This is a genomic window from Vibrio sp. 10N.237.312.B06 (genome assembly GCF_041464685.1).
Taxonomy (GTDB): Bacteria; Pseudomonadota; Gammaproteobacteria; order Enterobacterales; family Vibrionaceae; genus Vibrio; species Vibrio tasmaniensis_A.
This window is the reverse complement of sequence record NZ_JBFSPI010000023.1, coordinates 1-13,082: the sequence shown is the minus strand read 5'-3', so window position 1 is coordinate 13,082 and position 13,082 is coordinate 1. Positions and strand designations below refer to the sequence as shown.

The 13,082-nt window shown below is 43.5% G+C and carries 16 protein-coding genes and 1 pseudogene; 13 read left to right on the top strand and 4 right to left on the bottom strand.

Going from position 1 to position 13,082, the window contains the following annotated elements; genetic code table 11:
* Window positions 1-65: 65 nt before the first annotated feature.
* Window positions 66-386 carry a hypothetical protein gene (locus tag AB6C75_RS08470; RefSeq protein WP_372107560.1) on the bottom strand — a complete coding sequence of 107 codons (321 nt, stop codon included), beginning with the start codon at window positions 384-386 and terminating at the stop codon, window positions 66-68.
* A gap of 165 nt (window positions 387-551) precedes the next feature.
* A complete protein-coding gene (locus AB6C75_RS08465; RefSeq protein ID WP_372107559.1) occupies window positions 552-1,493 on the bottom strand; it encodes a hypothetical protein in 942 nt (313 codons plus the stop codon).
* A 331-nt stretch (window positions 1,494-1,824) separates the two neighbouring features.
* On the opposite strand from AB6C75_RS08465, the gene AB6C75_RS08460 reads away from it, so the two are divergent.
* The 9 genes and pseudogenes from AB6C75_RS08460 to AB6C75_RS08420 all read left to right on the top strand — a co-directional run bounded on the left by AB6C75_RS08460 (window position 1,825) and on the right by AB6C75_RS08420 (window position 8,654).
* Window positions 1,825-2,454 carry a PepSY-associated TM helix domain-containing protein gene (locus AB6C75_RS08460; RefSeq protein ID WP_372107558.1) on the top strand — a complete coding sequence of 210 codons (630 nt, stop codon included), beginning with the start codon at window positions 1,825-1,827 and terminating at the stop codon, window positions 2,452-2,454.
* 84 nt (window positions 2,455-2,538) lie between these two features.
* Window positions 2,539-3,057, top strand: a complete 519-nt coding sequence (locus tag AB6C75_RS08455) for a DUF2271 domain-containing protein (RefSeq protein WP_065680035.1) — start codon at window positions 2,539-2,541, stop codon at window positions 3,055-3,057.
* A 114-nt stretch (window positions 3,058-3,171) separates the two neighbouring features.
* Window positions 3,172-4,008, top strand: a complete 837-nt coding sequence (locus AB6C75_RS08450; RefSeq protein WP_372107557.1) for a DUF4198 domain-containing protein — start codon at window positions 3,172-3,174, stop codon at window positions 4,006-4,008.
* 121 nt (window positions 4,009-4,129) lie between these two features.
* Entirely contained in the window at window positions 4,130-4,459 is a 330-nt protein-coding gene (locus AB6C75_RS08445) for a hypothetical protein (RefSeq protein ID WP_372107576.1), read from the top strand.
* Window positions 4,456-5,052 (top strand): DUF6162 family protein, encoded by a 597-nt coding sequence (locus AB6C75_RS08440; RefSeq protein ID WP_372107556.1) that lies wholly within the window; start codon window positions 4,456-4,458, stop codon window positions 5,050-5,052. Before AB6C75_RS08445 ends, AB6C75_RS08440 begins: the two co-directional genes overlap by 4 nt.
* Before the next feature lie 124 nt (window positions 5,053-5,176).
* Window positions 5,177-6,112, top strand: a complete 936-nt coding sequence (locus AB6C75_RS08435) for a metal ABC transporter solute-binding protein, Zn/Mn family (RefSeq protein ID WP_372107555.1) — start codon at window positions 5,177-5,179, stop codon at window positions 6,110-6,112.
* The gene (locus AB6C75_RS08430; protein WP_372107554.1) at window positions 6,112-6,846 is read left to right on the top strand and encodes a metal ABC transporter ATP-binding protein; all 735 of its coding nucleotides are present in this window, start codon (window positions 6,112-6,114) and stop codon (window positions 6,844-6,846) included. Before AB6C75_RS08435 ends, AB6C75_RS08430 begins: the two co-directional genes overlap by 1 nt.
* A complete protein-coding gene (locus AB6C75_RS08425; protein ID WP_372107553.1) occupies window positions 6,846-7,721 on the top strand; it encodes a metal ABC transporter permease in 876 nt (291 codons plus the stop codon). The genes AB6C75_RS08430 and AB6C75_RS08425 overlap by 1 nt, the downstream gene beginning before the upstream one ends.
* Before the next feature lie 2 nt (window positions 7,722-7,723).
* Window positions 7,724-8,654 (top strand): annotated as a pseudogene (locus tag AB6C75_RS08420) (ABC transporter substrate-binding protein).
* A 129-nt stretch (window positions 8,655-8,783) separates the two neighbouring features.
* On the opposite strand, the gene AB6C75_RS08415 reads toward AB6C75_RS08420, so the two are convergent.
* Window positions 8,784-8,993 (bottom strand): DUF2986 domain-containing protein, encoded by a 210-nt coding sequence (locus AB6C75_RS08415; RefSeq protein ID WP_135384378.1) that lies wholly within the window; start codon window positions 8,991-8,993, stop codon window positions 8,784-8,786.
* 93 nt (window positions 8,994-9,086) lie between these two features.
* Here AB6C75_RS08415 and AB6C75_RS08410 point away from each other — a divergent pair, with 93 nt between their 5' ends.
* The gene (locus AB6C75_RS08410) at window positions 9,087-9,482 is read left to right on the top strand and encodes a nitrous oxide-stimulated promoter family protein (RefSeq protein WP_065680040.1); all 396 of its coding nucleotides are present in this window, start codon (window positions 9,087-9,089) and stop codon (window positions 9,480-9,482) included.
* A 105-nt stretch (window positions 9,483-9,587) separates the two neighbouring features.
* On the opposite strand, the gene AB6C75_RS08405 is transcribed toward AB6C75_RS08410, so the two are convergent.
* Window positions 9,588-10,985: an MATE family efflux transporter gene (locus AB6C75_RS08405; RefSeq protein WP_017097625.1), complete on the bottom strand. Its 1,398-nt coding sequence runs from the start codon at window positions 10,983-10,985 to the stop codon at window positions 9,588-9,590.
* Between the two features lie 50 nt (window positions 10,986-11,035).
* Here AB6C75_RS08405 and AB6C75_RS08400 point away from each other — a divergent pair, with 50 nt between their 5' ends.
* The 3 genes from AB6C75_RS08400 to AB6C75_RS08390 all read left to right on the top strand — a co-directional run bounded on the left by AB6C75_RS08400 (window position 11,036) and on the right by AB6C75_RS08390 (window position 12,931).
* Window positions 11,036-11,929: a helix-turn-helix domain-containing protein gene (locus tag AB6C75_RS08400; RefSeq protein ID WP_372107552.1), complete on the top strand. Its 894-nt coding sequence runs from the start codon at window positions 11,036-11,038 to the stop codon at window positions 11,927-11,929.
* A gap of 144 nt (window positions 11,930-12,073) precedes the next feature.
* Window positions 12,074-12,424, top strand: coding sequence for a winged helix-turn-helix domain-containing protein (locus tag AB6C75_RS08395; RefSeq protein WP_017101884.1), 351 nt, complete (start codon window positions 12,074-12,076; stop codon window positions 12,422-12,424).
* A gap of 171 nt (window positions 12,425-12,595) precedes the next feature.
* Window positions 12,596-12,931, top strand: coding sequence for a helix-turn-helix domain-containing protein (locus tag AB6C75_RS08390; RefSeq protein ID WP_372107551.1), 336 nt, complete (start codon window positions 12,596-12,598; stop codon window positions 12,929-12,931).
* Window positions 12,932-13,082 lie beyond the last annotated feature (151 nt).

Genomic DNA, 13,082 nt, shown 5'->3' with positions numbered 1-13,082 from the left:
GATAAAGATAAAGATAAAGATAAAGATAAAGATAAAGATAAAGATAAAGATAAAGAGAATTCAAGTTAAAGGCTGCACATCTCGCCACTGTGTGATCCCGCAATGATCACTCCACTTTGGTCTACAATCCAGTTAATGGTGCAGTCACGATAGGGGTTTTTGAAAGAATGTTGTATTTCACCATTCTCGAGTGAGGTTTGAGTTTCCACCCAAGCAAATGTGCGTGACTCCCAAAATGTAACGGCTTGAGAGTGGGGCGTTAAATACAAAGCTTGCGCATCGGTAATATTGGAACCGATGTAACTCTCGATATGTTCGTCAGTACTAACAATCTGACTAGTACAAGCGCTGATAAAAATCATAGCAATGGGAATATAGATACGCATTAAAAATCCTTTTTAGTGAGTATGATTATTCATATATCTAAATATACAACAGCGTTATTTAAATTAGTAAACACGCCATTGCAGTATCTCTATCTTAGCCATGCTTAACCCCCAACCTTTGTCTGAAAACGTGACATACCGACGAACCGGAGTGGACATACTGAGTTATCTCAGTGAAGAGTATTTTATTGCGTCCTTTTCAAATTGAGCGACTTTAGAGCCTACTGATTTTAGTGCTCGTTGATATGCATCAACATCATGCCCGACAACAGATAATGCAGCGTCGTAAGGCGACATTGCTTTTTCCAGTTGTTCTATTTTGTAACCAAGTTGGTCTAAAAGATAAATGACAGAGGCGCCACTGTTATAAAAAACGTAGAATCCAAAGTGCCACTTTACGTCTTTTTTATTTTTTAGATTCAAGCTAAAACTTCTTCCTTTATCGAAGCTCAAGCTATTGTTTTTATATACTTTTCTGGCTGTTAAGACGGTGATGTATTCTGCCGAGCCTTCTATGCGTTCTTGTGCTAGGGCCATGTTCTCAACCAACGATGTATTGTCGTTAAGCATTTGTCGTTGCCTAATTGCCACATATTGTTTCAACAGCTCACGAGCTTCCACCTTAGTCAATTTTCTAGGTAGTCCATCAAACAGCTCGGTGAGTATTAACTCGTCTTGGATAATGCTTTTGGTTGTAGGGTAATTGTCAACGTCCTGTCGCCAATTGCTTTTGTTCGCCCAAGAGGTTTGATAGATGTGGAATACCTCATGAGGCGCAAATAAAAGGTCATTGGTAAATGGGTGTTGATTGTTAGCGACTGCATCCGTGTATTTTTGTGCGTAGTATTTGTGACCATCAATAAGTAAGTCGAAGGTGTACAGGTTATTTGAACCGTTGTTTATCTTAGTTACGGCACTATGCATTTCCTTGTTGTATTCATAGATTTTCATACCACCAGATTCTGCTGAACTGATCTTGGTCGCACTTTTTAGAACTGACTGAGGATTAATAATGAATGCATTTATAGGCTCATCTTTAGCATTGACACGAATCAGGTAGTGGGGTCTTTTGGCGTAATTATATCCATCCCAGTAATTCAATTTCATGTACGCTCCGATCTGCTTGATCATCGCTTTGTCAGCCACATTTTCAACGCTAGCAACGGCCGTCGGTGTCGTGGATTTAGGTGAACTCGAGCTTGAATTTGAATTACAAGCAGACAGTAGAAGAATGGTTACCCCTAGCAATAAACTTTTTATGATGACCCTTATCTAAGCAAATGTTGCTTAATACATTAACGGTATTCTTAGGAGCGTTCTGTAATAACTTGTAACTCGGCCACTTACATTATGGATAACGTAAATAATGTAAATTGAATGCCAATACGAATGATTATCAACTAAATTGTCGCCATAAAATCTATAGGTATTGGTTTGTATGTCGTTAAAAAGTAGGGCGGTTCAATCATGGGCTCGTCGACTTCATGTTTATATTTCAATGGCACTGTTGTTTGTTGTTCTCTTCTTTTCAGTGACAGGTATTACCCTTAATCGCCCTGAGCTGTTCGAATCAAGCCAACCCAATATCCAACGCTCTACGCTAACGCTTCCCACGAGTTTGTTTACGGTCCAAGACGGTCGACTGAAAGCCGACGAGTCTGCTTTTGAAAAGTTTTTATTTGAAGAAGCAAACCTATCTGGCGTTCCTTCGGGGTTAGACATCTACGCAGAGATTGAAGACGGTGAGTTACTCATCGGTGAAGTGTCTATGGACTTCAAAGGACCGGGCTACAACGCTTCTGTGTTTGTCGATGTGACTTCTGAAATGGTGGAAGTCGAAACAACGAATTATGGCGTTATCGCATTGTTGAATGACCTACACAAAGGCCGTAATAGCGGTGAAGTGTGGAAATGGTTTATCGATATCACTGCGCTACTGATGATCTTCTTTGTACTGACTGGCGTGTGCTTACTGTTACCTAAGAAAAAAACGCTCAATACCTCCATTAAATGGACGGTATTTGGGTCTGCAATCTCACTTGCTATCTATTTTGTCGCCGTACCTTAACCCTCCATTAGGTTGATGAGTCTGCTTGATGAATCAGCTCGAAGAACGAACTAAAGGTTAAACGGATTTAAAAGGTTGTTAAACATGAAAAAAATGAATTGGAGTAAGGCTCTTTTGGCTTTGTCTCTTTTACCTAGCCTTGGAATGGCACAAGCGATTCCTGATACGGCGAAATTGGATGTGAATTTAGAGTTGCCCAAGATTGATACCTCTATGTATGCGCGTCCTTACGTGGCGGTGTGGGTAGAAAACAGTGAACGAAAGTCAGTGAAAACCATTGAGCTTTGGGTCGGTAAAGACGAATGGCTAAAAGACTTACGCAGTTGGTGGAGAAAAGTTGGCCGTTACGATCGTGAACTTGTTGATGCTGTGACTTCTGCAACACGCCCAGCTGGTCAATATCGTTTCGTTTGGGATGGCAAGAGTGACAGCGGTGAAACCCTTGAACAAGGTGAGTACACAGTGCATGTCGAAGTCGTGCGTGAACACGGTGGCCGTAACTACCTTCGCCAAAAAGTATCACTGACAGATTCAAACGCCTCTTATGAATTAAAAGCAACGGAAGAGACGGGGAAAATTATCTTGAGCTACATTGCAAAATAATTAGCACGTCGGATAACACAAGCTGTGCTTTACAAGCGACAGCAAAAACAAAGATTGGGAATCGTAGGCGCCATCGAGCGACACGGTTAAAGATTACAAATAATGGAATTGAACATGATGAAACAGACAAAAATAAAGGCGCTTGCTCTTGCAGGTGTAATGGCGTTCGGTCTAGCTGCAACGACGACTGCGCAAGCTCACCCTCGTTGGGTTTTGCCTTCTCATTTCACCGTTTCTAAAGAAGGTGGTGACTGGTTAACATTTGATGTGACGGCATCCCACGGTACGTTTGTTTTTGATAAGCCAGCAGGAAGTGATAAAGCATTCGTTATCATGCCTGATGGCCGTAACGAGCGTCCTAACTTCGTTGTAAAAGGCAAGCGTCGCTCAATGTTTGATTTCTATTTTGAGGAAGAAGGTACACACAAAGTAGCAATCAACAACGAACCAACGTACTGGACACAGTACAAAGCGGGTCGTCGTAACACAGTAAAATGGATTAAAGCGACTAAAGCTGAGCGTGATGCCTTATTACCTGAAAAATCACGTGACGTGGTAACTCAAGTTGGTTTCACTCGCGCAGAAAGTTACATCACAGTAGGCAAGCCAACGGATTCAGTTTTCAAAATTGAAGGCAAGCTTCTTGAAATGAAGCCTGTTACACACCCTTCAGACATCGTTGAAGGCGAACCGGTGACATTCCAATTCTTCTACAACGGTGAAATCCAGAAAGACGTGAAAGCAGAAATTACTCGTGAAGGTACGCTTTACCGCAATCACCAAGAGCAGATTGATGTAGTGAGCGATGAAAACGGTGAAATCACGTTTACTCCAGACGTAGCGGGTCGTTACGTAATGAAAGCGAACTACAAAGGTGAGTTGGTTGACAACCCACTGGCAGACAAAGCAAGTACGAATGTGCATCTGACGTTCGAAGCATTGCTTCAATAGTCGGTTTTATCGGGAGAAAGCTCCTGATTATTAGATAAAAAAGACAAGGGCTCATTAGAGCCCTTTAACGGTCAGTATACCACTGAAAATTTGTAACGTGGCGAGGGTACGAACGACGAAAATAACAATAAAAGCAAACACCATAATTGCCCCGTGCTTGGCTCTGGGGCTTGGTTTAGCGGCATTACCTGCGCAAGCACACTTTCCATTGATGAGCTGTTGGTTTGAAGGCAAAACGGTTGCCTGTGAGGCGGGTTACTCTGATGGTAGTAAAGCGATAGATTACGCAGTCGCGATGTACGACTACGAAGATAACTTGATAGCGAAAGAGATGACGGATAAACGCTCTATTGTCGAATTTCTAAACCCAAACACTGAGTTTTACCTTGTGTTTGATTCAGGTCACGAGTTTCCTGTTGAAGTCGACGTTGTAGAGATCAAAGAAAAATGATGATTCAAAGTGTACGCGCTGACACAGGCGGAAGAGAGGGCAAGTGGGTTGGCCTAATCATTATATTCATCTTTTGTTTTGCGACGGTTGCTATTCCGTTTAATCAAGCAGAATCTCATATCGAAGTGACCCTTGATCACCAAGTCTTAGTGACTGATGTTGAGCAAGAAAACTTGGCGATGCTGTCAGAACTCCGTTTGGCTCATGAAGAGATTCGAGATCTTCGCATGGACTTAGACGGCGAATGGCCAAGCGTTGTGTCGCTGAAAGACGAATGGGTCGCGCCTTTTGTTGAAGACCAGAGTTGGAAGCGCAAAGGTTCTCATACTTGGTTATTGGACGAGCGTGGTTATTACTTCTCTACGCCAAGTGAATACGCTACACCAAACGAACAAGCTACGCCAAACACTCATGGCTTCGCGGACTCCTTTGTTTTGAACGCGAACAGTGTTTCTCCGGAAATCTGGATTTTCTTTGGTGGTGTCGCAAGCCAACCTACTCAATTTGATGAAAACACATTGGAATCCGCAGGCTGGAAACTGGTGGTGAACGAGTCAGAAGTATCTGAACAACATGACGCTGCTTCTCATTAAGCAATGTTTCAAACTTTAGGTTCTCATCAGCAATATGTTCAAAAAGAAGATGTTCACAAAATCAAAAAGCTTACGGACTAATCAGCTCATTGACCATAAGTTCACAAATAATAAGAGATTTACTATGCGATTCATGACTCTATTGATGTCGTTAATGGCGGTGCTATCGACACCCAATGCATTGGCAAAAGAATACACTATCGACAGCGACAAGTTGACGATAGGTATTACCCTACAGCCTTACTATAGCTACGTAAAAGCAGTGGTAGGTGACAAAGTGAACATCCTTCCTTTGGTTGATGCTGGCTTTAACCCGCATAACTACTTGCCACAACCGAATGACTTGAAGCGATTGAGCCAGATGGATGCAATCGTCGTAAACGGTATTGGCCACGATGACTTCGCATTAAAAGTCATTTCAGCTGCGCAACGTGATGATTTAATGGTTATTGAAGCGAACAAAGAAGTACCTCTACTTCCTGCATTAGGCCAGTCTGTTGGCCAAGGCGCGGTGAACCCACATACGTTTGTTGGACTTTCTACAACAATCCAAAAGGTGTACACCATCGCGAGTGAAGTTTCTAAACTCGATCCAAACAATGCAGCTTTTTATCGTAAGAATGCACGTAAGTACGCCAAGCAATTTCGCTTTATGAAGCGTGATGCGATGTTGTCATTAGGTGAAGTCGATACATCAGGTATGAAAGTGGCGACCACGCACAATGCTTATGGCTATATCCTTCAAGAGTTTGGTGTGGATGTTGCGGCGGTGATTGAGCCTGCACACGGTGTTGAACCAAGTGCGAGCCAACTGCAAGATACGATCGAGAAAATCCGCGCATCAGGCATTGATGTTCTGTTCTACGAGCTAAACATGCCAAACCGCTTTGTTGACACGATTGAAGCAGAAACAGGCGTTCAGCTTTATCGTTTCTCTCACATGACGCACGGTGAGTATCAAGACGATAAGGTAGAAGTTGAGATGAAGAAGAACTTAGAAACGTTAATCGAAGCCATGAAATTTGCTGCGGCTAACCAGACTAAAAGCGGGAAGGCGTAATGCAAGGTCCATCGATTTCAATCAACCAACTCGGTCTGCAATACGACAACAACGTGATTCTTGATGATATCACGCTAGATCTTAAAGCGGGTGAGTGCCATGTGATCATGGGGCCAAACGGCGGTGGCAAAACCTCTTTGCTACGTTCAGTTCTTGGTTTGACGCCTTTCTCTGGGCAAATCAACATTCATTGGCCAGAAAAGCCAAGCATTGGTTACGTTCCTCAGAAAGCGACCTTCGAATCGAGCTTACCTCTGACGGTAATGGATTTCGTCCTGCTTAACCAAACTCGAATTCCACTGTTTTGGCGTCGTAAGTCTAAGCAATTGGATCTTGCATTAGCGCAACTCGACCGTGTGGGAATGGCGACTCGTAGCGACCGCCGTATGGGTCAATTGTCGGGTGGCGAGCAGCAACGTGTGTTGTTTGCTCAAGCCTTATTGGATAACCCAAGCCTATTGGTGTTGGATGAACCTACGACTGGCATGGATGAGCAGGGCGTTCGTTATTTAGAATCGCTAGTTCGTGAATGTGTTGATGAAGGCCGTACGATTCTTGCCGTTCACCATGATGTAACCGCAGTGCGTCGCCTTGAAGCGAATGTACATGTTGTGAATCGATTCTTGGTGGATAGTGGTCCACATGAACAAGTACTACACCCTACTAAAATCGAGCGTCTGTTTCAGCACTATAGCAGTGGATCTGCCATCCCCAAATCGAAGGAGGTTGCGTAATGGAGTGGTTACGACAACTTGCCACTAGTGGCGTTGAAGCGGGTTGGTTATCAGACAGCTTCATGTATGCGTTTATGGTGAACGCACTGGTTGCCGCATTGTTACTTGGCCCGTTATTAGGTGGCCTTGGTACTTTGGTCATTGCAAAGCGTCTGGCATTCTTCTCTGAAGCGGTAGGTCACGCAGCATTAACCGGTATTGCCATTGGTGTTTTGCTTGGTGAGCCACCAGAAAACCCAATTATTGGCTTGTTTAGCTTCTGTATGATCTTCGCTTTGCTTCTTCACTTTGTAAGAAACAGAACCAATGTGCCATACGATACCTTAGTCGGTGTTTTTCTAGCGCTAGCATTGGCAGTAGGTGCGGCATTGCTGATGTACGTGGCGCGTAAGATCAATATCCACATGCTTGAGAACGTGTTATTTGGCTCGATTCTCACGGTAACAGACCAAGATTTAGCAATTCTCGCAGGCAGCTGCGCGCTCATCATTTTGCTCTTGATACCGACGTTCAACCGTATTCTTCTCACTTGTATTAGCCCGGATATTGCCAATGTGCGCGGCTATAACACCAGCTTCTATGACTACCTGTTTGTGATGATGATTACTTTGGTGACGATTGCTGCGGTGAAGATCGTGGGTGCTGTTTTGGTTGGTGCGTTATTATTGATTCCGGGTGCTACGGCGCGATTGTTGACTAAACGCATGGGGAGCTTTGTTTTGCTTTCTGCGTTGCTGGCAACCATTGCATGTTTAGTCGGAACGGTATTACCGATGGAACTTAAACTGCCTGTGCCGTCAGGCGCTTCAATAATCATCGTTTCTGCAACGTTTTTCCTAGCGGCAACGCTATACCGAATTATAAGAAAGGCATAACCATGACTCCTTTGATGAATCGTATTTCAAGCTCAGTAAAAACAGCGGCTCAAGTGGGTGTACTTGGTAGTGTGTTAATGGCTGGATCTGTGGTGTCACTGAACGCTAATGCAGAAGATATCTTAACGAGCACACCTGTGACTTATGCATTGGCAACAGAGCTAACCAAAGGCACTGACATTACCACTGAATACCTACCACCAAAACGTTACGGCATTGATCGCTTACCTAACTGGTTTGGCACTAAGGGTGAAAGCAAGGTGCTTAAGTCAGGAGAGAAGGCGACCGTTGCATTAACACTGTCATCTATTTGGCAAGCGGATCCTACATTTGTATACGCAAGGCAGGGTAACATCCGTTTGGTAGAGGTGGATGCGGCTCAAGCGATTACTCCACGAGCACAAGGTGTCGCTGCGTTGACGTTATCGAGTGGTGATGTGTCTAAGTATGCTTGGTTAAATCCAACCAATCTAACGCGAATGGCCGCTATCGTGGCTGACGACTTTAAGTTATTGTGGCCAGCGCAAGCAGAGACGATTGATCGTAATTTGCAGCGTGTGATGCTTGATGTTCGTGAACTGATTAACAAGCAACAAGCAACAAGCGGTATTATTGGATAACGATGTAGATTCAGTATTGTTGCTTTCAGAAAGCTTGGAAGATTTTGCTTCTGGCAGCCAACTGTTTGTTGAAGAACGTATGTTCAAAGCTGAACTGGAATGGACAGAGCAAGATAAAGCGAAGCTCAAAGCGATGTTTTCAGAAGACGATGCGCTATGGTTAGTGACAGCGAAAAAGCCGACGACTTTGATTAAGTCATTGGTGCCTAATGAGCGAATTCTTGTTGTTGACTCGGTAGACCGCTGGGGAAGAGCAGGGATTAATGCAAAAGCGCCGTTCGCACGCTGGGAAGTTAAACCATTCAAAGGTTAATTGAATCGCTAAGTTGCTAGGTTAATACGGTAGGATCAAAAAAGCAGCCCAAATAGAGGCTGCTTTTTTTGTTCTTGTCTACAGGCTCTGATCTGAGCGCTGAGCAAGAGTATCTAGTGAGTCAAAAGCTTACTCTGCAGCTTTTGTCTCTTCAGTTTCGATACCAGCTTCTACAGATCCTTCTGCTTGTTCTAGAGTGGCTTTCGCTTGCTCTTCAGCTTCCATTTTTGCGCGATCAGCTTTAGAAATATAGCGAGGCTTGTTGCTACCATGCAGTTTAGAATTCGCCTGTTTCTGTCTTTTCTTTAGAATTTGATTGATTTTTTTCTTACGGTTCATTGCTGCATAGCCTTGTATTTAGTTTATGCGGTGGAGGATAATCATTTTAGATCTAGAACTCAACCTGTACGGTCTCTCATTAGGTAATTAATCATGTTCCAACATAACAACATTCTACAAGGCGAACTCGCAACGGAGTACAAAACCGTTATTGCGATGGTACACATCTACTGCAAAGATCACCACGGTGCGGTTCGTCAGAATAACGCGTTATGTGAAGAGTGTGAGCAACTGTTGCGTTATGCAGAGACACGACTTGATAGATGCCCTTATGGCGAAGCAAAGCCGACCTGTAATAAGTGTCCGATTCATTGTTATAAGCCTGACCCGAAAGAGCAGATGCGTTTAGTGATGCGCTATGCAGGGCCAAGAATGCTACTTAAGCATCCGATTTTAGCAATACGACATTTGATTCATGAGAAACGTAAAGTGCCAGAGAAGCCACTGCCGAATGTGTCTAATCGCCATATCCGAATGAACAAGAAGTAACTGGTGCTTTAGATTGGTCGCAGAAGAAACGAAAAAGGTCTGATTGCTCAGACCTTTTGTGTTTCTGCTAACTGCATTATCAGAAGGCATACTTTAAGTATAAAGCTACGCCGCTTGAGGCTCGTCGTAGGTCACTGTGAGATTGTTGATCCAGCGTCGGCTCAAGTAACGGTGCGAGCATATTGCCAGTTTCACCACTTCTTCAACCAACATCAGGCCATAGATGTATTTGAAATCCCATCCAGCGACAAACGCGCCGTAAACACACACTGGAATGCCCACCATCCACATCGCGATGAAATCCATTCGCAAGCAAAAAGCGTTATCACCACCAGCACGAATAATACCGTTAATGATCACCATGTTGAGCATACGAATCACCACTGCAAAACACATGATCATCATTGCTGGCGAAGCAAGCGGGTACAATGCATCTGTAGAAAGGTTTAACCATGATAGTACATGCTCTTTACCCATAAACAGTAGCAAGCCAACGACAGCGCCAAAGCCAACGACGGCTTTAATGAATGTTAGACCCATGCTCATCGCGTCATCAAATTCATCACGGCCCAGCGAATGGCCAAGCAATACTGAACACGCTACGGAGATACCAAAGAAGATCGAGTAACACAGCGATTCGAACGGCGCGAGCATCGAGAACACCGCAAGTTCAGTCGTGCCCATGTGACCAAAGATCATTTGATATGCCATTGTGCCCATTGCCCACAACACGGCATTCATCGTTAGCGGCAACGCAATACGACGGTAAGAAAGCCACAGTGATGGACGGTGTGGTGAGCTTGGGGTGGTTAGCAGCCAGTGTTTACGCACACGCATGTAGCTATACATTAAGCCTACTTGAATCAATCGCGCTAAGGTTGTCGCCAATGCAGCACCTGCAACGCCCATTGCTGGAATGCCGAAAGCCCCTTTAATTAGAACGAAGTTAAGCGCAATGTTGAGTGCAATAGTAATACCACCTAACAATAGTGGAGTTACGGTGTCACCTGATGAGCGCATGCTTGCTTCTACCACTACAACAATGTGAGTTAGAAGTAGAACAGGGAACCCATACCATAGGTAAGTCGCTCCAAGCTCAATCACGGTTTGATCGCTAGTTTGCAACATCATTAAAAACTGAGAACCAAGAGTGATGATTGCTGTAACAGGCAGCAGAACTTTTAAACCAAACACCATCGCGATGGATGATACTGTTCGTGCGCTTTTTCGGTCATTCTTTCCCCAGTATTGAGCGACTAATGTACCGTTTGCTGAGGCCAACCCTGCCATAATCATAATAGCAACGAAGTGCCATTTTGATGCAATTCCCACAGCGGCTGCTGCTTCCATACCAAAATCACTGACCATCAAGACGTCAGCAAGGGCAAGAATAGCAACCAGCGCACTTTGCAAAGCTACAGGTAAACCAAGTTTAACGATACGAGGTAATATGCTCTCTGGCTTGTTATTCATAGATGAGTTAGGGTTGATGTTAGTTGTCATAAGCTCTCCGATTTATGGCAGAACTATAGTGATTTGAGCGAAGTAACAACATGTTTAAAAAACAACAAAACCTGTGCGAATCCGTCATTGATGCCATGGAGCCTAAATCAACGTGGCAAGATGATGTTTTTCTCGCGGAACATTGCAAAGAACGTTTTTTGACCGTTGAAGATATCCCAGAGATGAAAAGCTTTGGTGTCTATATGGGCGGTATGGCAAAACTATACGATGGTTATTGGGTTGAGCGAGAATCCGTTAATGTTCATACGTTGATTTTCACTATGGAAGGTGGCGGCATTCTAACAACCACGACATCAGTACAAGCGATTACACCGTATACGCTGGTGGTTCTTCCTGCCGGAACCCCATTTCGTTTTGAACTCGATCCGCAATATAACTATTGGAAAATGGCGTGGATGTTGACCCCCGATACTAAGCAGTGGCAACACATAGCAAGTTTAGGTCAGGGGATTGTGCCTTTTGGAGAGTGTGAGCAGATCTGGTCATTAATGAACTTGGTTTACTTTGAGATAGGGGGCCGAGCCAGTTACCGTAAGTTACTCTTGAGTGAAATAGTCCGAACGTTGACGGGTTTTGAACCTAAATCAACAAGCACCACCGCTCGTGTTCAAGCGCTCTATAATGAAATTGAAAGTAGTCTGCATCAACCATGGACAGTAGCTGGTATGGCTCAAAGGGTGTTTATCAGCGAAGAGCAGCTTAATCGAGTTACCAAGACGCTCTTCGACCTATCACCACGCAGCAAGTTGATTCAACTAAGAATGGATAAAGCGACCAGTTTGTTAAAATACCAAGATTGGTCGGTGTCGATGATTGCCAACCGCTTGGGTTACAAAGATCCTTATAACTTCTCACATCGCTTTAAAAAGCATTTTGGTTTATCTCCAAGCCAATACCGTAAAAGCCATCGACTTCCCGGGTAGAGTTGGTTGTCCACTAAAAATTCGTTTCTTAGAACAATTCCATAAGATCAATTTTGCAGTAAATGTACGGTATTAAGTGATCTATCAATTTAGTATTTTTGTACCATTCGATAATGTTGGAAATATTTTAAAAGACGACTGCTTATGAAACGTGAGGAATCCATACAAAAAATAGCGGATCACGTAGACGATTTTAAACTTCCGTCTAAGTGGGTTCTGAATAAAAAAGAGTTTCAATCTGATACGAGGATCGTCCGAAAGCAGGAGTGTGGCTCGATAATAGGGACGCTTTCAGAGCCTCATCGTAAGGTTCTTTTTTACTTGTATCAAAATAAAGGACATGTGATCAGTAAGCGAGTTTTGAAGCGTGTAGGTTGGGCGGGTAAAGCCGTGACATCTGCGTCAGTTCTGGTTGCGATCTACGAGATAAGAAGGATCTTAGACTGTCGTTGTATAAAAACGGTTTCCAACGAAGGTTATGTACTGGAGGATTAATTACCCTTTATTGATATCCTGTTCATATATTAATAATAAAAATTTAATCTCTTTACCGTATACGCTGCTTTCATTATCTTCGATTTTAAACGTCCACTTATAAGCGACGTTATACAAAAATGACTGAATTTAACTTTGTTGCTGGCTATATCGTAAGGGAACTGTATAAAAATGGACGCCTATCCTGTAATAGATACTCACCACTCTGAACAGAACGTAATACTTGAACTCAACGGAAAAATAGTTGAACTCGACACCAAACTTATTCGCAATGTTGAAAATGGCTATGTTCTCGCTACCATGCCTTTAGCGTATCGTAAGATCATTCTGTTTATGAATCAAAACCGAGGGAAATTGTTCAGTGTCGGGCAATTGAAGAAGATTGGCTGGGAGAATGGGTCAGTCACTAACTCGTCAGTGATTGTTGCGATATCTGAGATCAGATCACTATTCGGGGATGGCCTAATCATTACCATTACTGGTGAAGGCTACATATTTCAGCCTTAACCTGAAGAACACCTCTATTTCTAGTATTGATGCTTTTTGTCGACTTTTGCTCAGAAGTCATCAAACAAAAAGAGCTCTTCGTTAGACGGAAAGTCATAACGAATAAGGATTAAGGTGTTGCGTAGCCAACACTAAATCCCAAGTGTTGAAC